General features: G+C 66.2%; 19 protein-coding genes and 1 other RNA gene. All 20 read right to left on the bottom strand.

The window, feature by feature from the left end:
- Window positions 1-10: 10 nt before the first annotated feature.
- The 20 genes from rho to smpB all read right to left on the bottom strand — a co-directional run bounded on the left by rho (window position 11) and on the right by smpB (window position 20531).
- Window positions 11-1897: a transcription termination factor Rho gene (gene rho / locus VIN30_RS09280; protein WP_338211064.1), complete on the bottom strand. Its 1887-nt coding sequence runs from the start codon at window positions 1895-1897 to the stop codon at window positions 11-13.
- Between the two features lie 20 nt (window positions 1898-1917).
- Window positions 1918-2604 (bottom strand): transaldolase family protein, encoded by a 687-nt coding sequence (locus VIN30_RS09275; RefSeq protein ID WP_338211063.1) that lies wholly within the window; start codon window positions 2602-2604, stop codon window positions 1918-1920.
- A 404-nt stretch (window positions 2605-3008) separates the two neighbouring features.
- Window positions 3009-3332: a phosphoribosyl-AMP cyclohydrolase gene (hisI, locus tag VIN30_RS09270; RefSeq protein WP_326425805.1), complete on the bottom strand. Its 324-nt coding sequence runs from the start codon at window positions 3330-3332 to the stop codon at window positions 3009-3011.
- A gap of 797 nt (window positions 3333-4129) precedes the next feature.
- The gene (gene hisF, locus VIN30_RS09265; protein WP_326425807.1) at window positions 4130-4894 is read right to left on the bottom strand and encodes an imidazole glycerol phosphate synthase subunit HisF; all 765 of its coding nucleotides are present in this window, start codon (window positions 4892-4894) and stop codon (window positions 4130-4132) included.
- A 310-nt stretch (window positions 4895-5204) separates the two neighbouring features.
- Window positions 5205-5996 (bottom strand): 1-(5-phosphoribosyl)-5-[(5-phosphoribosylamino)methylideneamino]imidazole-4-carboxamide isomerase, encoded by a 792-nt coding sequence (gene hisA, locus VIN30_RS09260; protein ID WP_338211062.1) that lies wholly within the window; start codon window positions 5994-5996, stop codon window positions 5205-5207.
- A 79-nt stretch (window positions 5997-6075) separates the two neighbouring features.
- Complete coding sequence (hisH, locus tag VIN30_RS09255) at window positions 6076-6741, bottom strand: imidazole glycerol phosphate synthase subunit HisH (RefSeq protein ID WP_338211061.1); 666 nt, start codon at window positions 6739-6741, stop codon at window positions 6076-6078.
- A gap of 81 nt (window positions 6742-6822) precedes the next feature.
- On the bottom strand, window positions 6823-7413 hold the full coding sequence (hisB, locus tag VIN30_RS09250; RefSeq protein ID WP_338211059.1) for an imidazoleglycerol-phosphate dehydratase HisB: 591 nt from the start codon (window positions 7411-7413) through the stop codon (window positions 6823-6825).
- Window positions 7414-7427: 14 nt separating this feature from the next.
- Complete coding sequence (hisC, locus tag VIN30_RS09245; protein WP_338211058.1) at window positions 7428-8525, bottom strand: histidinol-phosphate transaminase; 1098 nt, start codon at window positions 8523-8525, stop codon at window positions 7428-7430.
- Window positions 8518-9888 (bottom strand): histidinol dehydrogenase, encoded by a 1371-nt coding sequence (hisD, locus tag VIN30_RS09240; RefSeq protein WP_338211056.1) that lies wholly within the window; start codon window positions 9886-9888, stop codon window positions 8518-8520. The genes hisC and hisD overlap by 8 nt, the downstream gene beginning before the upstream one ends.
- 18 nt (window positions 9889-9906) lie before the next feature.
- Window positions 9907-11616, bottom strand: coding sequence for an ATP phosphoribosyltransferase (hisG, locus tag VIN30_RS09235; RefSeq protein ID WP_338211054.1), 1710 nt, complete (start codon window positions 11614-11616; stop codon window positions 9907-9909).
- A gap of 153 nt (window positions 11617-11769) precedes the next feature.
- Window positions 11770-12642: a nickel pincer cofactor biosynthesis protein LarC gene (gene larC / locus VIN30_RS09230; RefSeq protein WP_338211052.1), complete on the bottom strand. Its 873-nt coding sequence runs from the start codon at window positions 12640-12642 to the stop codon at window positions 11770-11772.
- A 19-nt stretch (window positions 12643-12661) separates the two neighbouring features.
- Window positions 12662-13426 carry a nickel pincer cofactor biosynthesis protein LarB gene (larB, locus tag VIN30_RS09225; protein ID WP_338211050.1) on the bottom strand — a complete coding sequence of 255 codons (765 nt, stop codon included), beginning with the start codon at window positions 13424-13426 and terminating at the stop codon, window positions 12662-12664.
- Window positions 13427-13582: 156 nt separating this feature from the next.
- Window positions 13583-13966, bottom strand: a complete 384-nt coding sequence (locus VIN30_RS09220) for a MerR family transcriptional regulator (RefSeq protein WP_326425825.1) — start codon at window positions 13964-13966, stop codon at window positions 13583-13585.
- Window positions 13967-14094: 128 nt separating this feature from the next.
- The gene (gene rdgB / locus VIN30_RS09215) at window positions 14095-14715 is read right to left on the bottom strand and encodes an RdgB/HAM1 family non-canonical purine NTP pyrophosphatase (protein WP_338211047.1); all 621 of its coding nucleotides are present in this window, start codon (window positions 14713-14715) and stop codon (window positions 14095-14097) included.
- A 75-nt stretch (window positions 14716-14790) separates the two neighbouring features.
- Window positions 14791-15705 carry a glutamate racemase gene (murI, locus tag VIN30_RS09210; protein ID WP_338211045.1) on the bottom strand — a complete coding sequence of 305 codons (915 nt, stop codon included), beginning with the start codon at window positions 15703-15705 and terminating at the stop codon, window positions 14791-14793.
- Window positions 15706-15715: 10 nt separating this feature from the next.
- On the bottom strand, window positions 15716-17437 hold the full coding sequence (locus tag VIN30_RS09205; RefSeq protein WP_338211043.1) for a L,D-transpeptidase family protein: 1722 nt from the start codon (window positions 17435-17437) through the stop codon (window positions 15716-15718).
- 361 nt (window positions 17438-17798) lie between these two features.
- Window positions 17799-18178, bottom strand: a transfer-messenger RNA (tmRNA) gene (gene ssrA, locus VIN30_RS09200).
- A 64-nt stretch (window positions 18179-18242) separates the two neighbouring features.
- Window positions 18243-19196, bottom strand: a complete 954-nt coding sequence (gene bsh, locus VIN30_RS09195; RefSeq protein WP_338211042.1) for a choloylglycine hydrolase — start codon at window positions 19194-19196, stop codon at window positions 18243-18245.
- 132 nt (window positions 19197-19328) lie between these two features.
- Complete coding sequence (locus VIN30_RS09190) at window positions 19329-19952, bottom strand: hypothetical protein (protein ID WP_338211040.1); 624 nt, start codon at window positions 19950-19952, stop codon at window positions 19329-19331.
- A gap of 111 nt (window positions 19953-20063) precedes the next feature.
- On the bottom strand, window positions 20064-20531 hold the full coding sequence (gene smpB / locus VIN30_RS09185; protein WP_326425838.1) for an SsrA-binding protein SmpB: 468 nt from the start codon (window positions 20529-20531) through the stop codon (window positions 20064-20066).
- Window positions 20532-20534 lie beyond the last annotated feature (3 nt).

The raw sequence follows: 20534 nt of genomic DNA, 5'->3' as shown, positions 1-20534 counted from the left end.
CATTCCGCCTTTACAGCTCGACGTTCTCGTCCGCGCGACCCTGCTGGGTCTGCATCTTCTTCGCCATGCGCAGCAAGAACTCCTGATTGGAATTGGTCTGCTTCAGCGACTTGATGAGCATGTCCATGGCCCGCTCGGTGGAGTTCGTGTTCGCCAGAATGCGACGCACACCCCAGATAAGCGGGGCCTCCTGGGGATCCATCAGCAGCTCTTCCTTGCGGGTGCCCGAGGAGATGGGATCGATGGCCGGGAAGATGCGGCGGTCGGCCAGATAGCGGTCCAGCTTCAGCTCCATATTGCCCGTGCCCTTGAACTCCTCGAAGATCACCTCGTCCATCTTCGATCCGGTGTCGATGAGGGCCGATGCCAGAATGGTCAGGCTGCCGCCGTTCTCGATGTTGCGGGCCGCGCCCAAGAACCGCTTGGGCGGGTACAGCGCCGTGGAATCCACGCCGCCGGAAAGAATGCGCCCGCTCGCCGGCTGCGCCAGGTTGTAGGCGCGGGCCAGGCGTGTGATGGAGTCCAGCAGGATGACCACGTCGCGGCCCTGCTCCACCAGACGCTTCGCGCGCTCGATCACCAGCTCAGCCACCTGGATGTGGTTCTCGGAGGGCATGTCGAAGGTGGACGACACCACTTCCCCGCGGATGGAGCGCTCCATGTCGGTGGCCTCCTCGGGGCGCTCGTCGATGCCCAAGTACATCAAGTGCACGTCGGGGTTGTTGGCCGTGATGGCCGCGGCGATGTCCTTCAGCACCGTGGTCTTGCCGGCCTTCGGCGGCGATACGATCAGACCGCGCTGGCCCTTGCCGATAGGCGCCGTCAGGTCGATGACGCGGGCCGTGGTGGTGTTCTTCCCATGCTCCATCAGCAGGCGCTCGTCGGGAAACACCGGAGTCAGATCGGCGAACTTGGGGCGCAGGGCCATTACCTCGGGGGCCATACCGTTCACCGTGCCCACGCGCTGCAAAGCGGCGAACTTGTCGTTCGGGCGGGCCGGGCGCGTGGTGCCTGTCACCATATCGCCCTTGCGCAGACCGTTCTTGCGGATAGTGGCCAGACCCACGTAGATATCGTTCTCGCCGGGCAGGTAACCCGACGTGCGCAGGAAGCCGTAGCCGTCGGGCATGATGTCCAGCACGCCGGAGACCTCCGTGAAGCCCTCGGCCTTGCACACGGCCTCGTACACGGCATCCACCAGCTCGGCCTTCTTCAGACCGGCGGCATCCAACCCCACCTCGGCAGCCTTGGCGCGCAGATCGGCCACCTTCAACTCGGCCAACTCCTCCTTGGTCACGGAAGGCTGTGGCTCACGAGAACGGTTCTCGTGGCGCTGACGGCGGTTGTTGCGATCGTGGTTGTTCTGGTTGTTCTTCTTGCCGTTGTTCTGGCCGCCCTTGCCCTGGCTGCCGCCGTTCTGGCTGTTTTGGCCGTTCTGGCGGCGCTGCTCGGCGCGGGAATCGCCCTCGCCGCGGGTGTGCTTGCGCACGACGGCGGCCTTGCGCTCGCCGCCCTTCTTCGCAGCGCCCTCCCCGGTCTCGTCGGCCTTGGGGGCGTCAGCGCTTTTCGCGTCGTCGACCTTGGGAGCCTCATCGCCTTGCGACGCCTCTGCAGCCTCGGCGGGAGCCTCGGCCTTCTTGCGGGTGCGCCGCGCCTTGGGCTTTTCGTCAGCCGCGGGCGCGGCCTCGGCGGCCGCCTCCTCAGGCACCTCGGCCTCGGCCTTGCGCGCACGGGTGCGGCGGGGCTTCGGGGCCTCGGCAGCGTCGGCATCTCCCTCGACGGCCTTGGAGCTGCGGCGCGTCGTCTTCTTCGCCGGCGCCTCAGCGGCCGCGGGCTCGGCCGCAGCCTTCTTGCGCGTGCGACGCGGCTTCGGAGCCTCCTCGTCGCCTGCGGTCATTTGCTTCTCCTCGGCCTCACTCATGCGTTCTGAACCTTCTCCCAGTCCTTAAGGAACGACTCCAGGCCGCGGTCGGTCAGCGGGTGCTGCACGCACTTCTTCAGGATGCCGAAGGGCACGGTGGCGATGTCGGCTCCCATGAGGGCCGCCTGGGTCACATGGTTGGCGCTGCGGATAGACGCGGCGATGATCTCGATCTTTTCCCCGTTCACCGTGTCGGCGGTGAAGTCGTAGTTGCCGATGGCGGTCACCACGTCATCCAGCTGGGCCAGACCGTCCTCGGAGATGTCGTCGAAGCGGCCCACGAACGGCGAGATGTAGCGCGCGCCGGCGCGGGCGGCCAGAATAGCCTGGGGCACGGTGAAGCAGAGCGTCATGTTCACGGGAATGCCCGCATCGGCCAGCTCGCGCGTGGCGGCCAGGCCCTCCACCATGGTGGGGATCTTCACCACGACGTTGGGGGCGATGGCGGCCAGCTCGCGGCCGTCGCGGACGATCTCGTCGCGGGTCATGGCCACCGACTCGGCGGACACCGGGCAATCGGGACCGACGATGTCGCAGATGCGCTTGATGTGGGCGTGGAAGTCGTCGAGCTTCCCGCCGATGCGCGAGTACAGGGTGGGGTTGGTGGTCACGCCGGCCAGGGCGCCCCAGCTGGCGGCCTCCTCGATCTCGGCGAGGTCGGCGGTGTCCAGAAAGAACTTCACGTTCATCCTCCTTCATTGAGGTTTTCGGGAACTAAAGGGATTGGCCTCCAAATCGAGAGCGGTGCGCACCGAAAAGCCCCTACCGCGAGAACGTTGAGAGATTGATATACGGAACATTGGGAAGGAAGTCATGCGCTCGTGCGCGCTTGAGATTTAGAGCTGGAATCATAGTAGCGCAAGAGCCCTGCGCGCACAAGAACATACCACAACCCGCCCCACGGCCCCGCAGGTTAGGGAAGGCGGAACCCGAGAGTCCTCCGTAGGGGCGGCCTTCAGACCGCACGCTGCAAATGGACGATCGGGTTGCGTGCGGGCTAAAGCCCGCCCCTACGAGGCCGCGATGCCCCTGGGACGCATCTGTAGGGGCGGCCTTCAGGCCGCCCACTGCCGCCGAAACGCGTTCCCTACCCTTTCACCAGCGATCGGTAGAAGCAGGTACGCTCGCCGGTGTGACACGCGGGACCGGCAGGATGCACGAGGGCGAGCAGAGTGTCGGCATCGCAGTCGTAGCGCAGATCCACCAGCTTCTGGGTGTTGCCGCTCGTAGCGCCCTTGTGCCACAGCTCCTGACGGCTGCGGCTCCAGAACACCGTCTCGCCCCGCTCCAGCGTGAGCCCGATCGACTCGGCGCTCATCCACGCCATCATCAGCACCTCGCCCGTATTCGCATCCTGCACAATACAGGGAATAAGGCCGGCGTCGTTGTACTTCAACTCGGAAAAGTTCACGGATGCTCCTTCGGACGTTTTTCTCGGCATTATCCCACCGCGCGTCGCCAGATTGCGGAGGGATCGAGTCAGGTAGCGGAGACTGGCCATAAATCAAAGGTTTTATATGCAAGAGTCACCTCAAGCCCTCGGCTCTGGCCAAAAACCTCACGATTTCTAAGGCATTCGAGCTCCCGTCACCCTTTTTCTCATAGAAATCCGTTCATTTGCGACCACGATCAATCGGATTCTCTCCTCCAGCGCTGCAAAAGACATATACATCCTGCTACTTTTGGCCAAAAGCCACCCAGTAGGGTGCAAAGCCTTATAAATCTTCCAATTTCAGGCCCAAACCCTCGATGTACCCCAAAATGTCCCACGGGGCCAGACGCCACTCGGACCGAGCGCCGACCTAGGTCAGACACCGCTCGGCCCGGCCATCGCCCAAGGCAACGTTCGAGCACAAGCCAGTCCGCGGCAGCGAGAGGCTCGTCGTATCAGCCAATGCCGCGCCCGACGATATGGAGAAGATGGGCGCCGCCCACGCGGCCAAGCTGCTCGGCGTCAGCCGCAGCCACGTGACGGCCATGCTGCATTCAGGGCTTCTTGGAGGGTCGGAAGGAAGACCGTAACACCTGGGTGACCAAGGACAGCATCGACACCCACCTCGCCTCCCCGCCCCCCGCCAGCCGCTTGAAGGCCATGGGGCAAACGGTTGCCTCACCCCCAAAACTAGCAGTACGGCGAGGGGCACAGAAGTACTCAGCCCTCGCCATGGTCAGGGGCGACGCATCCTGGACGCGCCTTTGTGCCAACCGCTACAGCCGTACGGGGATGCCAGCGGCGCGCATGGATTCCTTCACCTGGCGCACGGTGAGCTCGCCGAAGTGGAAGACGCTGGCGGCTAGCACCGCGTCGGCCTCGCCCTCGATGATGCCCTCGGCGAAGTGCTCCAGCTTGCCCACCCCTCCGCTGGCGATGACGGGGATGTCCACGGCGCGGGCCACGCTGCGCGTGAGGTGGCAGTCGAAACCATCGCGGCTACCGTCGCGGTCCATGCTGGTGAGCAGGATCTCCCCCGCACCGCGCCGGGCCGCCTCGCGCGCCCACTCCACGGCGTCGATGCCCGTGTTCTTGCGACCGCCGGCCACGTAGACCTCCCACTTGTTGGGATTGCCCGGCACCGCCTTCGCGTCGATGGCCACGAGGATGGCCTGGGTGCCGAAAGCCCGCGCGGCTTGGGTGATGAGCTCGGGGTTGGCCACGGCCGCCGAGTTCACCGACACCTTGTCGGCTCCCGCGGCGATCATCTTCCGGATATCAGCCACGCTGCGGAAGCCCCCGCCCACACAGTAGGGCAAATGCAGCTCGGCGGCGGCATGGCTCGCGAGCTCCACCGTGGTGGCGCGATCGTCGCTCGTTGCCGTGATATCGAGGAAGATGACCTCGTCGGCCTTCTGCTCGTCGTAAGCGCGGGCCAACTCGATAGGGTCGCCCGCATCCCGCAGGCCGACGAAGTTCACGCCCTTCACCACGCGCCCGTCCTTCACGTCCAGGCAGGGGATTACTCGTTTTGTCAGCATATCTTCTTCAACCTGTCCGCCCGTGCGATGCCGGGCACCTTGATTCGCTCAGACAGTCCTCGCTTTGTGGAAATGCCCACTGGGCATTTCCAGTCGCTGCGGAACTCGCTCGGTCAAGGCGCCCGCCATCGCACGGGCTGCTCTTCCTTTGCCGTATCGCGTTTGCCAGTCGCACTGCGGAACTCGCTCGGTCACAACACCGTCCGTCTCGCCGACTGCTCTTCCTTGCTTGCCTTCCTGCTGCTTGCTCATCTGCAAAACTCACTCGGTCAAGGCACCCGCCATCGTGCGGGCTGCTCTTCCTTACTTGCTACCGCTCCAAGTCCTCGATGGTCAGGGGACGCGACTCCTCTTCCAGCTGGTCGCTCAGCTGATAGGTGCCCTCGCAGGCGGCCACGCCGTCGGCGACGCTCAAGGTGCCCTCGTAGATGGCGCGGCCGGCGATAACGCCCTCCACCGCGTCGGCGATGGGAGCCAGAGCCAGGATGTCAGCTGCCGACGAGATGCCACCCGACACGATGACGGGGTTGCCGAAGGCAGCGGCCATCTTCGCGTAGGCACCGTTCTCCACGCCGGTCTGCATGCCGTCGCGGGCGATATCGGTGTACACAATATGCTCGTAGCCGAGGCGCGCCATGCGCTGTGCCAGGTCGGCGGCAGGTACGCCCGAGCCCTCGGTCCAGCCGGCCACGGCCGCCTCCCAGCCCTTGGCATCGATGCCGGCCACAAGCGCGTCCGGGCCGAACTTCTCGATGGCCGCTTGGGCGAAATCGGGATCGCGCACAAGCGCGGTGCCCAGAATGACGCGGTTCGCGCCGGCGTCCAGCAAGCGGTCGGCCACCTCTAGGCTGCGCACGCCGCCGCCCACCTCCACCTTCAGCTTGGTGCGCGCCAGAATGCGGCGGACGACCTCGATGTTGTCGGGGTTGCCCGACTTCGCGCCGTCCAGGTCCACCACGTGAATCCACGCGGCGCCGTCCTCCTCGAACAGCTGCGCCTGGCACGCCGGGTCGTCGTTATACACGGTAACGGCATCGTAGTCGCCCCGGGCCAGGCGCACGGCGCGCCCGTCTAAGATGTCGATGGCGGGCAAGAGGTACATGGCTACTCCTTTGGTCGGTGGTCGCGAGATCCTTCGGCTCGCTCCGCTCGCTCAGGATGACGCGAGGGAGACGTCGCATTCAGCATGACACGGAAAGACCGCGCCCGGTCGCAACGGTTACGAAGTTGGCGAGCATGCGCGCGCCGGCATCCGAGCTCTTCTCGGGATGGAACTGCACGCCCCACACGGGAAGTCCCGGCACCTGCACGGCGCAGGGGAATTCCACCGAGTGCACGGTCTCGGCAATAGTGGCCTCACTCGGAGGCGCAATGAAGCTGTGAGTGAAGTAGAAGAACTCGCCGGGGGCGATGCCCTCGAACAACGGGTTCAGCTCCGCGAACTCCACCGAGTTCCACCCCACATGGGGCACCTTGTAGACGCGCCCGGCCGCATCAATGCGCGGCATAGCCCCCACAATGCCGGGGACGAGCCCAAGTCCCGCAGGCAGCGAGCCATCCTCGGGCGCATGCTCTACGCCATGCTCGAACATAAGGTGCATCCCCAGGCAAATGCCGAGGAAGGGCGCGCCTGCTGCAACCGCGTCGCGCACGGCATCGGCCAGACCCAGCTCGTCCATGGCAGCAGCCGCATCGGCGAAGGCACCCACACCCGGCAGCACCACGGCATCGGCCGCGCGCACCACCTCGGGTGCATCGCTCACGACCACCTCGGCCCCAGCCGCGGCAAGCCCCCGTTCCACCGAAAGCAGATTTCCCTTGTGATAATCGATAACTACTATGCTCATATACTCTCTACTTTTATCTCACCGGTCAGTCTATGTCAGCGAGGCTTCGACAGGTCCGTTCGTCCCGCAGGGCGAACGGAACTACAGGCAGCCTTTAGTGGACGGAACCTCGCCGGCCAGGGCCGCATCCACCGCCACCGCCTCGCGCAGGGCGCGACCGCAAGCCTTGAAGGCGGCCTCGAAGATGTGGTGCACGTTGTCGCCGGCCAGCTGGCGCACGTGCAGCGTGATGCCGGCGTTCGTTGCCAGCGCGATGAAGAACTCCCGCGCGAGCTGGGTGTCGAGGCCGCCCACCATCCCGAAGGGCACCTCCACCGCCCAGTGCAGCTGCCCTCGGCCCGAAATGTCCAGAGCCGCCAGCACCAGCGCCTCGTCCATGGGCACAAACGAGCTGCCAAAACGGGTGATACCCGCCTTGTCGCCGAGCGCCCGCGCGATAGCCTGACCGATCACGATGCCCGTGTCCTCCACCGTATGGTGGCCGTCCACCTCCACATCGCCCTTCACGCGCACATCCATATCGATGCGCCCGTGGCGCGCCATCGCGGTGAGCATATGATCGAAAAACCCGATTCCCGTGTCCACGTGGGCGCGGCCGCAGCCGTCCAAGTTCACCGTCACCGCGATGTCGGTCTCCGCCGTCGTGCGGCAGATGGTCGCTTCCCTTGCCACAAGCCTCTCCCTTCCTATGCGCGCGCCGCCTGGGCGCGCTTCTGCCCGCGCTCGGCCACGAAGGCCCGCAGCAAGCGAATGAACTCGTCGTTCTGCTCCGGCGTGCCGATGGTCACGCGCAGGCAGCCCTCCAGAAGCGGCGTGGCCGAGAAATCGCGCACCAGCACGCCGTTCTCGTACAGAGAGGCCCAAGCCGCGCCCGCATCCTCCATGTTGAACAGAATCCAGTTGGAATCGGACGGATAAGGCCGCACGCCCACCGTAGTGCGCAGGGCCTCCATGACGCGCCCGCGTTCCTCGATGATCTCGCGAATGCCCGGCTCGAAGCGCGCCCGATGCTCGTACACCACCTCGCCCACGGCCTGGGACACCGCGTCCACCGAATAGGGCTGCCGTACCTTCAAAAACTCGTTGATGACGCCGGGGTTCGCCAGAATGTAGCCGAGGCGCACGCCCGCCAGCGAGAACGCCTTCGAGAACGTGCGCAAAATGACCAGGTTCTCGTGGGTCGCCAGAAGCGGCCGCACCGTGGAGCGCGAGAACTCGAAGTAGGCCTCGTCCACCATGACAAGCGCGTCGGTGGCATCAAGCAGCCGCTCCAGGAAGTCCTGGGGGGCGCGCAGGCCCGTGGGATTGTTCGGGCTCGCCACCACCACGTAGTCGATATCGCCCACGGCCAAGCGCTCGAAGGTCGCCTCCTCGTCGATGGAGAAATCCTCGCGCCGTGCGATGTCGACCACCGCGGTGTTCGTGAGCCGCGCGTTGGCCGCGTACACCGAGAACGTGGGCGGAAAGTTCAGGCAGGTGCGCCCGGGACCGCCCCAGGCCAGCGCCAAATCGAACAGCAGCTCATCGCCGCCGTTGCCCAGAAGCACGCAGGAGCGGTCGAGCCCGTTGGCCTCGGCGATCATATCGCGCAGACCGTTCGCGAGCGGGTCGGGATAGCGGTTGAGGGGCACGCTCGCGATGCGCCGCGAAATCAGCTCGCGCACCTCGGCGTCCACGTCGCGCGGGTTCTCGTTGGCCGATAAAAACGCCCGGGCCGGCAGGTACTTCGGGTCATAGGGAACAAGGCCCGCCAGCTGCGGAGCCGATGCACGTACCCTATTCATCGCCCGCGCCTTCCGCAGTACCCGCGTCCACCTTGGCGGCCGAGGCGCCGGCCACGCTCGCCTGCTCGGCATCCAGCAGCGCGCGCAGGCGCAGGGCCACCGACTGGGCGTGGGCCCACAGCCCCTCATGGGTGGCAATCTGCACCACGGCCCTGGCGTCGTTCTTCAAGGCCGCCGGCGTGTACTGGATAATAGAGGACTTCTTCACGTAATCGTCCACGGAAAGCGGCGACGAGTAGCGGGCCGTGCCGCCGGTGGGCAGCGTGTGGTTGGGCCCGGCCACATAATCGCCCACGGCCTCGGGCGTCCACGCGCCCAGGAAGATGGCGCCGGCGTTACGGATGGAGCCCAGGTACTCCATGGCATGGGCCACGTGCATCTCCAGGTGCTCCGGCGCGATAACGTTCACCGCCTCCAGGGCCTGCTCCATGGAGGTGCACACCACGATGAGGCCGTGGTCGTCCAGGGAGGCGCGAGTGATGTCGGCGCGGGTGGTGCGGCTCATATGGTCGGCGATGGCCGCCTCCACCTCGTCGGCGTAGGCATCCGAGAAGGTGACCAGATAGCAGGCGGCCAAAGGATCGTGCTCGGCCTGGGCCATCAGATCGATGGCCACCATGGCGGGATCGGCGGTCTCGTCGGCCACCACGCACACCTCGGAGGGGCCGGCGATCATGTCGATGCCCACATCGCCCGATACGAGCTTCTTCGCCGCGGCCACAAAGGCGTTGCCCGGCCCGGTGATCTTCGCCACGGAGCGGATGGTCTCGGTGCCGTAGGCCAGCGCCGCCACGGCCTGGGCACCGCCGACGGTGTAGATCTCGGTCACGCCGGCCACCTTGCAGGCCGCGAGCACCGTGGCATCCAGCGTGCCGTCCTTGGTGGGCGGCGTCACGCACACGATGCGCTCCACGCCGGCCACCTGGGCGGGCAGGGCGTTCATGAGCACCGTGGAGGGATACAGGGCGCGCCCGCCCGGCACGTAGATGCCCACCGACTCCAAGGGCGTCACCTTCGACCCCACGATGGCCCCGTCCTCGCGGGCGAAAAACCAGCTCTGCTGCTTCTGGCGCTCGTGGAAGTCGCGAATTTGGGCCGCGGCGTGGTTGAGCGCGTCGATGGTATCGGGGTCCACCTCGGCAAGCGCCGCCTCGATGGCGCTCTCGGGCACGCGGAAGTTCTCGATGGCCACGCCGTCGAACTTCTCGGTGAGCGCGCGCAGGGCCGCGTCTCCCCCCTCGCGCACCTCCTCGATGATGGCGGTGGCGGCCGTAAGCGCACCGGGGTTGAAGGCGCCGGTGCGGTCGATGAAGTCGGCGGTAAAGGGCTCCAGGGGCTGAAGATCGATGCGTCGCATGGTCATGGGTATCTCCTTCGGAACTTATCGGACGGGGTTCGTGGCGCCGGGAATGGGCGCGTAGTCGTGCTGCAAAGCGGCATCGGCCAGCTTGCGGGCCAAGTCCACGATGCGGTCGTCGGTGCGCAGGGCGCAGCCGTTGGCGAAGAAGCGCGCCGTGGAGGCCAGCACCTCTTCCACAATATCGAGATTGTTCTCGGCCAGCGTGGTGCCCGTGGCCGTGATGTCCACGATACGCTCGGCCAGGCCCACCATGGGCGCCAGCTCCACGTTGCCGTGCAGGTACACGATCTCCACCTGGGTGCCCGTCTTGGCGAAGTGCGCGCGGGTGATGGAGGGGTACTTCGTGGCGATGCGCATGCTGCCGAGCTTGCGGTAGCGCTCCTCGATGGCATCGGTGGTGCCGGCCGATTCGGCCACCACGAAGCGGCAGCCGCCAAAACGCAGATCCGCCAATTCCACCACGTCGGCCCCCACTTCCAGAAGCGAGTCCTTGCCGCAGATGCCGCAGTCGGCCGCGCCCAGGGCCACGAACACGGGTGCATCGGAGGGGCGCACGATAATGTAGTCGACCCCCGGGTTGGATATGACGAGCGAACGACCCGGACTGGACAGGCCCGTCACATCCAGGCCGGCCTCCTCCAAACACGCAATGGCCTCAGCGGCAAGCGAGCCCTTCGGCACGGCGATGCGCAGGGGGCGCTCGCCGCGCGCGGGACCGGTCGCCTCGGCCGCCGCCGCGCTCGCCACCTGTTCCAAGCCGAAAGCGAAGCCGGCGGCGGGGCGGTCGGCCCCGTAGGTGCCGATCATGCGGTCGTAGCGGCCGCCCGAACCCAGCGGCGCGCCCAGATAGGGCGACACCGCCTCGAACACGATGCCCGTGTAATAGTTGAACGAGCTGATGACCGAGAAATCCACCAGCAGGCGATCTCCCAGCCCCGCTTCCACCAAACGATCGTAGGTGCCTTGGAAAGCGTCCAGGTCGGCAGTGCACCCCAGGGGCGCCACGAGGGCGCGCACGGCGTCGATGGCGTCGCGACCGCCCCGGATGCGCGCCAGGTTCCGCACCGCTTCCACGTAGGCGGGAGCGGCGCATTCGGCATCGGGCAGCTCGCCGGCCGCCGGCCGGCCGGCGGCGGCGTCGCACAGGCGGTCGAGGGCCACGAAGTCGGAGTCGTGGTAGGCCTCCAGCACCGCCTCGCGCCAGGGACCGGCCGCCCCCGAGCGCTCCAGCAGCGCCCGCAGCACGCCCACCGTGGCCAGGCTCAGCACGAAGCTGCCCACCCCCGCCAGACTCAGCGCCTCGGCGAACAGCTTCACGATCTCGGCATCCACATCGGCCCCGGCCACGCCGATGCATTCCACGCCGCACTGGGTCAGCTCGCGGGCCTGCACCTGATTGTCGGCCTCAGTCTCGCGAAACACGCGCTGGGTGTAGCGGAAGCGGAAGGGGCCTTCCTCGGCCGCCAGGCGCGTGGCGCACATGCGGGCGATCTGCAGGGTGACATCGGGCCTCATGGCCAGCAGGTCGTCATGGGAGTCGAAGAACTTGAAGGGCGATGCCGGCATGCGGCCGCCGGCCCGCATGACGTCCATCACCTCCAGGGTGGGCGTCTCGATGGGCACATAGCCATGGGCGGCGAACAGGTCCTGCACCGCGCGCACCACCGTCTCGCGGGCCAGGGCCTCCTCGGCGAGCACATCGCGAAAGCCCGAGGGGGTAACTGCGTTCAAAGCGAATCCTCACTTGCCTTAAGGTTACTGAACTTGTCATGGTACTCGCCTTCCCTCCGCTCGGCGCCCCGAGACAGCAAACGGCGAATTATCGACAGAGTTCACCTGTCGATTCCAATACTTTATCACAGTAGAGTACTAAAGCAACAGTTTTTACGTGAGCGGTTCGATGATCATGGCACGCAGGATACCCGGCGTATCATAGGCGCGCTTGCCGGCACCCATGCCCACTGCTCGGATGGCGAAACGCTCGGGCAGCACGTCGCCGGTGCGCAGGGCCGCAGCCACCGCCGCGCCCGTGGGGGTCACCAGCTCCCCTTCCACATCCACCGGCGTTAAAGGCAGACCGGCCGCCTCGGCAATGAAGGCCGTGGCAGGCGCCGGCACGGGAATAACGCCGTGCTGGCAGCGCACGGTGCCGCGCCCGCAGGGCAGATCGGTCACCACCGCGCCGTCGCAGGCCAGGTCGTCGGCGGCCACGGCAATGGCCACGATGTCGGCGATGGAGTCCACCGCCCCCACCTCGTGGAAGTGCACTTCGCCCACCGGCACCCCGTGGACCCGCGCCTCGGCGGCGGCCACGTAGCCGAACACCGCATGCGCGATGGCCTTGGCGCCCTCGGTCATGGCCGCCCCGTCGATGAGCGCCGCGATCTCGCGCGGCCCCCGATGATGGTGCTCGCCGTGGGAATGGCCGTGGCCATGGGAGCGCCCCGCGTCGCCATCGTGCCCGTGGCCGTGCGCATGCCCATGGTCGAGCATGTGCGCATGCCCGTGATCGTGTCCGTGCAGATAGGCCATATCGTGGTCGTGGTTCTCGTGGGCCGCGTCCAGCACCACGTTGAAGTCGCACACGTCCAGGCCCGACTTCCTCACCCGCGTTATCTCCACGGAAAAGCCCCCCACATCCAGGCTGTCCAAGGCGCGGCGCACCGCCTCCTCGCTCGCGCCCAAATCCAGCAGGGCCGCCGCGGCCATGTCACCGCTGATGCCCGAGGTGCATTCCAAATACAGAAGCTTCGTCATATTCGCGCCTTTCGCGTCCTTAAGCCCGGCGGGAGTTCAAATGGTTGATGGCGCTCGCCTGGAAGGCCGCGCCGAAGCCGTTGTCGATGTTCACCACCGACACCCCGCTCGCGCACGAGTTCAGCATGGCCAGCAGGGCGGTAACGCCCCCGAAGGAAGCGCCGTAGCCCACCGAGGTGGGCACCGCGATAACCGGGCACGAAACCAAGCCGCCCACCACGCTGGCAAGGGCCCCCTCCATACCGGCCACGGCCACCACCACGCGGGCGCGGGCCAGCTCGTCGGCGCAGTCGAGCAGGCGGTGGATGCCCGCCACCCCCACATCGTAGCGGCGTACCACCTCGTTGCCCAGAAACTCCGCGGTCAGCGCCGCCTCCTCGGCCACGGGCAGGTCGCTCGTGCCAGCAGCCACCACGGCCACCGTCCCGTCGCCGTCGGGCACGGGCATCTCGCCGAACACCAGCAGCCGCGCCGTCTCGTGAAATGCCAGCGGCACCGCGCGCGCCCGCACCGCGGCGGCCAGCGACGTGCCGGCACCCGATGCATCCCGACGCTCGCGCTGCGCCTCCGCCCACCGCGCGCGCACGGCAGCGGCCTTTTCCGCGTCCACCCGCGTGGCCAGCACCCGGGGCTGGCCGCCCTCGATGAGCGCCGCGGCAATGCCGGCGATCTGCTCGGCCGTCTTGCCCTCGCCGTAAATCACCTCGCCCGCGCCCTGGCGCGCCGCCCGATCGAAATCGGGGCGCGCGTAGCCCAACGCGGAATCGTTGTCAGCAGCCTTCACAGGATGCGCCTTTCTCGCCAGCATGAACAAGCCGACCGGGAAGGTCGGCTCTCCGTTGCGTATCATGATAAAGGTTGGAGTTGACTCCATGTCCAGAGAACGGACGACGACCACGGAAGTTCCGCGGCGCGTTGGCGCAAGCGGCGCGGGCGGGTGTTACTCCCCCGGACGCAGTGCCCGCTCGCTGTCGGCCATGACGTCGTCGTAGTGGTCGATTTTATACTGCAGACGCTCCAAAGCGCGCTCCAAGTCGGCGATGCGCGCGCGAATAGCCTCGCCCTGCCGGCTCAGCAGCTCCTTGCGCGCCGCCCGCGTGCCGTCGCCCTGGTCGATGAGCTCCATGTACTCGACCAGCGACTCGATGGACATGCCGGCATCGCGCATGCACTTCACGAATTCCACGGCATTGCAGCTGGCCTCGTCGTAATCGCGAATGCCGCTCTTGTTGCGGGGCACATGGCGCAACAGGCCCACCCGCTCGTAATAACGCAGCGTATCAGTGGAAACACCGTAGCGTTTGCTGACTTCCGCAATCTTCATCCAGTCCCCTTCGACCCTCTTGCAGCCGTTTTGCCACTCGCACCGACTGCCTGTCAATTAGACCACATGGAGTAGGCTATAAGTCAAGGGTAGGGCCGCTGTTTCTCGGAAAAGGGGCGGCGGAATCCTTAGGCCGCCGCGGTCTTCGCCAGCACGTCGCGCAGCTGCCGCAGGGCGTTCCCGCGGTGCGAGATGAGGTTCTTCTCGGCCTGGGACACCTCGGCCAGGGAACGAGATCCCTCGTAGGCGTCGGGCATGAACAGCGGATCGTAGCCGAAGCCCCCGTCGCCCCGCAGCTCGTGGCCGACGGCCCCCTCGATAGTGCCCCGGGCCACCGTCTCGACGCCGTCCTCGTCGATGAACACGAGGGTGCACACGAAGCGCGCCGTCCGCTGCCCGTCGGGCACGGCGGCCAACTCGGCCAGCAGCTTCGCGTTGTTGGCGGCATCATCGCCGTCGGCGCCGGCATAGCGCGACGAGTACACGCCGGGCGCACCGTCCAGGGCATCCACCGCCAAGCCGGAATCATCGGCCAGCACCGCTGCCTCCAGGCCGGCCGCACGGGCGGCCTCGCGAGCGGCCATAGCCTTGATGCGCGCATTCCCCTCGAAGCTGTCAGCGTCCTCGACAGGGTCGGAGGCCAACCCGGCCTCGGCCAAGGTCTTGAACTCCCAACCCTCGAAATCGAGGGCCGAGCGAATCTCGGACACCTTATGGGCGTTGTTCGTGGCGATGACGACCGTCTTCATGGCAATCCTCTCGTAACGGGTCGGGCGCGTTGCGCTCCCGAGTATACCCCACCGGCCGCCGTGGCGAAGACGCGACTAGGAAACGATCAGGTCGGGCAGGTCCACATGCTCCACCACGTCCATGGGGCGCGCCAGCACCCGGCCTCCGAAGCGGCGGAACTCGTCGGTATCGGCCGCCGTGGTGAAAAACGAGTACACGGGCGCGTGGCCCGGCTGGGCGAAGCTACGGCGACGCCGCAGAATGTGATCCACGTCGCGGGCCGTTTCCTCCGCCGAGGACACCAGCGTCACCGCGCGGCCCACCACACCGCCGATCAGCGCCTTCAGCAGCGGGTAATGGGTGCAGCCCAGCACCAGCGTGTCTATCTCGCAGCGGCGCAGAGGCTCCAGGTATTCCCGGGCGATGTCCTCGAACTCGGGGCGGATGTACACCTTCGTCGCCTCCGACATGTAGTCCTCGATGGGGCCGTCGGCCAGCTTCAGGCCCATCTCGGCGATTTCCACGAAACGCGGCGTGGCGGTGGAGAACACGGTAATGCCCGCATCGATATGGCGGATGGCGTCGGAATAGGCGTTCGACTCCACGGTGCCCTTAGTGGCTATCACCCCCACGCGCCTGTTCATCGTGGTATGGGCCGCCGCCCGGGCACCAGGTTCCACCACGCCCACCACGGGCACGTCGAAGGCCCGCTGGGCGTGGGCGAGACCGGCGGCCGTGGCCGTGTTGCAGGCGATGACGATCATCTTCACATCGCGGCCCAGAAGCCAGGTGCAGATCTGCTGCACGAAGCGGTCCACCTCGGCCTGATCGCGCGGGCCGTAGGGGCAGCGTGCCGAATCGCCGAAATACACCAGGCTCTCCTCGGGCAGGCGCTTCTGCAGCTCGCGGGCCACGGTCAGGCCGCCGTAACCCGAATCGAACACGCCGATGGGCCGGTTGTCGAAGGCGACGCCGCCATCGGCGCTGCCGGCGCTGTCGTCCCAAGCCATGACGTTCCCCCTAGTCGTGCACGACGACGGCGTCGCCCACCTTGATGACATCATGCAGTTCCTTGGCCTTCGCGGGCGGCAGGTTGATGCAGCCGTGGCTGCCGTGCTCCACGTACCAGTCGCCCCCGAAAGTAGGCTGCCACTTGGCATCGTGGAAGCCCACGGAATTGCCCTTGAAGGGCATCCAGTAGTCCACCGGCGTCTCGTAGTCGGGCGTGCCGTCGGGCTTGTAGCCGCGCAGCGTGGAGGCGCCGTCGTTGGTCTTCAGATAATAGGTGCCCCGCGGCGTGTCGCGCCCGTCGGAGGGGCGACCGCTCACGATATCGCTCTCCCAGATGATGCTGCCGTCGTCGCCGTAGAGGCGCGCGTGCTGCTCGGTCAGGTCCACGTCCACGTAGCGCGCGCCGAAATCGCGGCCGTTCTCGTCGGGCAGCTGACCGGCCGACCACTTCATCACGATGTCCACTGCGCCGCCGTTGCCGTTGGTCAGCGCCTCGCGCACGGCATCGGCCGTTGCCTGGCTGTTGGTAATCCAGCCATAGTCGCCGCCCTGCACCGTAACCACCTTGCCGTCGGGGCGCGTATAGGTGCGCGTGGCCCCCACGGTGTCCAGGGCGTTCACGCTATCCTTCACCCAAGCCACCAAGGGCTCCGCATCGAAGCTGACGGCCAGGTCCTCCCCGATGGCGATATGGCTCGCCAAGGCGTCCTCGTCGATGGCGAGGGCCTGGGAACCGGCCATCATCAGCTGCACCGTGCGCTTCACGTAGCTGTTGGCCGCATCGCGCGCCTCGGCCAGCGACGGATCGTCCTGGGTCACCGTGGGCTGGGCCAGCACCGCCTCCGACAAGGTCACCTTGGGCGCGAAGTTCACCGTGCCCGCCGTCACTTCCTTCAGCACCTCGTCGGCCAGAAGCGTGTCGCCGGCCACCTCGGGAACCACCACGTATTCCTTGGCCTCGCTGTCGTAGGCCACCGTGGCGTTCTTGGGAGCCTGCCCCTTGGCGTTCACTTCCTCGACGGCCGCCTGGATGGCGTCGGCCAGCTTGGTGTCCTCGAAGGTGGACACCAAGTCCTCGGTATCGTCATGGCTTTGGAACACCTCGTAGGGCCACGCCCACGGGTTCATCTGCGCCAGCAGGTTGTCGGCGATGGACTGGCTGTCCAGAGACATGCCCATCTCGGCGGCGCTCAGGGTAAGGTTCAGCCCCTGCCCCTCCACCTTGAAGGTGTAGTCGTCCAGCACCTCGGTCAGCATCTGGTGTACCTCTTCGGGGGTCTTTCCCGAAATGTCCATATCGATGATGGAGGTGTGCGGAAAGAACCGCCCCATGAAGATGACGACGCCCGCCAGGTAGATCAGGGCCGCAGCACCCACGATGGCGCCGACGACGATGCCGAAGATCTTCAGCCCCCGATGGCGTTTCTCCTCGGGGGGAATGGGGGTCATCTGGTACGAGGGCACATAGCCCGCACCGCCGGCGGCCCTCACCGGCGCCGCTGCGGCCGCCCGAGGCGCGCCGCCCACGACAGGCATCGCACCCGTGGTGCGAGGGGCGCCCCCTACCGGCGGCATCGAACCCGTCGCTCGGGGCGCACCGCCCACGGGCGGCATGGCCCCCGTGGTACGCGGCGCCCGGCCCGAACCCTGGCCCCGCGCCGCACCCGAGGGAGCCCCGCCCGAGGGGGCCGCAGGCTTCTTGCTGTGTTTTCCCTGACCGTTCTGTGCCATGTCGTACTCTCGAAGATATGCTCAACGGAGGCCGCGCCCCCGTGCCGTTTCAGTCCGTCCGACGATTATACGACACCGCGCCGCTTCCGCCACGGACATTCAATGGTTAATGGGGCTACTTTCACACAGAAGCGCACGCCCTGGCAACGACCGCGCGCATTCACCACGAGCCATCCACGAAACTTACGTCAAATGACAGAGTTTTACCAGAATATGACCGTTTTCCTTAAGATTTGGGCGCAGTATTCCCCAAAGCCCCGATCCCTCCGCCGACACCCGCGCTTTCGCCCGCCGCAATCCCCCCCCGGCAAGCAAAAGGCCCCCGCGCCGGCAGGTCGGCGGCGCGGGGGCCCGAACGTTTTGGTGGAGGCGCGGAGAATCGAACTCCGGTCCATACTAAATCGTCCACGAGGCTCTACAAGCTTAGTTGGCGATCGGGGTTCGGAGCGGATCGGTTCGCCAACCAACGTGGCCGCTCCTAGTCGGTTCAATCTTTCCCGCAGCCATACCGGCTACGTGCCGCGGGGCATTCCCCTTAAGTTGACGCCTTGCCCGGTTCGGGGAAACACCGGGTTCGGCGATCACCAGAACTGCTGTTAGGCAGCCATGGCGGCCGGCATGTAGTAGCCGGTCTTAGAAGTGTTTTTGCCAATTAACTTGACGTTACCCCTGTTTAACGTGGCGAGGAGACCACGACCTGCTCCTCGTTTCGGACTTACCATGTCGAAACCAGTCGCCCCCTTAAGGGTTCGTCCATTGTAGCGGCCGCACCGCGCCTGTCAAGGGACGACCGCCCAAGCTGGCCCTACTGGGGAATAACCGTCAGCTCGCTGGCACCCAGATCGTAGTCGTCCAAACACGCGCTGTGGCGCGCGGGCTCGTCGTAGGTGCACCAGTAGTAGGTGCGCGTGGCGGCCGAGTAGCAGTCGCTGAACATGGTGTACTCGTAGCGGCCGTCGGCCATCTTGCCGCCGCCCTTGCACATCGAGCAGCCCTCCAAGGTGCGGAACAGACGCGTCACGTTCGCGGCCTCGCCCTCCTCGGCAGGGTAGTTGGCGTTCAGGTAGGCGGCGCGCACGAAGCGGCTGGCCGGGTCGTAGCCGCCCGGGAAACCCGCCATGCCGGCGCCGGTGCCGAAGGCCTTCAGCGTGTCGCGGGTCCAGGTCACGGGCTCGGGATGCTCGTTGCTCACGTGCATGTAGTTACGCACGTTCTCGGCATGCCACGGGAAAGGCGGCTGGTTGGTCAGCACGTCCAGGCCGTCGTCGTACACGTGCATGCCGTCGGCCTGGCACTCCACGACGATGGACTCCTTGGCGTCGCCGATGATCCAGTGCAGCTGGGCCACGGCGTAGCCGTCGCTGGGCGCCTTGGCCACCAGCGTCACGTTCTTCAGCGCCTCGCGCACCTGGGCGACGGTCTCGAACTGCGAGGCCACCCACATCGGAAACTCGTAGACGGCCACGTTCACCGCGCCGTCGGCCGGACCCTCGGCGAAAGAGGCATAGCCCGGGAAGTTCAGGCCCGCCACCGCCAGCCCCACCTCGTTGCCGCAGTCGTAATAGCAGGGAGCGCCGTTCACCACGATGGCCGTGCCGATGCAGGCGTGCTTCGGCTCGATGGTGCCGAGGAAAGGCGACGGAATACGCGCCCCGCGCGGCATGACGACGACCTTCTCGCCGTAGGACTCGCACCAATCGAGGTTGCGGCCCAGGTACATATTGCCCTTGGCATCTGAGAAGCGGACTCCTGTGCACATATTCAGCTCCTAAGTCTCGGAAACGAAAACGGGAGCGATCAACCCGATCGCTCCCGTCCATGGTAGTCTCGCACCGTTGCCCGCGCGCTCGCACGCGTCCTTGGTTGCCGATTTGACAGCGACGCGTCGCCGTTACTTTTTCTTCTTCAGGAAGCTGAGGGAATCGGCGATCTCGTCGAAGGTGCCCTTCAGCTCCGAGGCCACGGCCATACCGTCCTTGTAGATGGCGTTCACGTCCTTGGTGGCCGCCGCCACACCCTCGCGGCTGATGCCCAAGTCGAACTCGTCGCCGTCGGAGGTGCGCTCCACGCGCACGCCGTCGTTGTCGTTGTCCTCGTCGACGTAGTAGTACTCCACCTCGTTGCCGTCCTCGTCCAGAAGCACGAAGCCGATCTCGTTGTCGAACTCGTCCACGATGACGGCATGCACGTCGCCGTCCTCGATCTCCATCTCGATGATCTCGCTCTCCTCCTCGGGCTCATCCTCGATGTGATAGCCCTCGGAATGCAGGATGTCGGCCTCCTCGTCGGCCTCCACGGCCTCTTCCACCTCTTCGGCGTCCCAGCCGTCGTAATCGGTCTCGCCCTCGGTCATGAAGCTGTCGTAGGCGTGCTCCACGTCGCTTTCCGCGGCATCCTCGCCGAAGATCTCGTCCTCGTCGCCCTCGACGTCCTCAAGCTCGGTTTCCTGGTCGGTCCACTCGGCATCGGTCTCGCCGAGATCTTCCATGCTCTCAAGTTCTTCGTCCAGACCCATGGTGGCGCTCCTTTTGTCGTGTCCGTCCTTCAGCGAGCCGCCAGGCGCCCGCTGCCGTTTCATGATGCCACCCATCGGCGTTCGCGGCGGCGGGGCGGCGCTTTCGTTTCCCTAACGTGAACGCTCTTTCATGGCGCGGTCGATCTCGCGTTTCGCATCCCGCTCCTTCATGGAGGCGCGCTTGTCGTAGAGCTTCTTGCCGCGGGCCAGCGCCAGTTCCACTTTCACGCGGCCGTCGGTGTTGAAGTACATCTTCAGCGGGACGATGGCAAGCCCCTTCTCGGCTACCTTCGCGTCCAGATAGCGAATCTGCTTCTTGTGCAGCAGCAGCCGCCGCTTGCGATCGGGGTCGGGGTTGAAGATGCTGCCGTTGGAATACGGCGGAATGTGCACGTTGTTCAGCCACACCTGGCCATCGCGGATAAGCGCAAAGCAGTCGGTGAGCTGGCAGTTGTTCTCACGCAGCGAGCGCACCTCAGTGCCCGTCAGCTCGATGCCCGCCTCGTAGGTTTCCAGAATCTCGTAGTCGTGAAAGGCCCGGCGATTCTTCGCGATGGGCTTCTCGTCGCGCTTGGGCACGTC

Source organism: Adlercreutzia wanghongyangiae, from assembly GCF_035989245.1.
Taxonomy (GTDB): domain Bacteria; phylum Actinomycetota; class Coriobacteriia; order Coriobacteriales; family Eggerthellaceae; genus Adlercreutzia; species Adlercreutzia wanghongyangiae.
The sequence above is the reverse complement of the archived record's forward strand: the minus strand, read 5'-3'. Positions and strand labels throughout refer to the sequence as shown.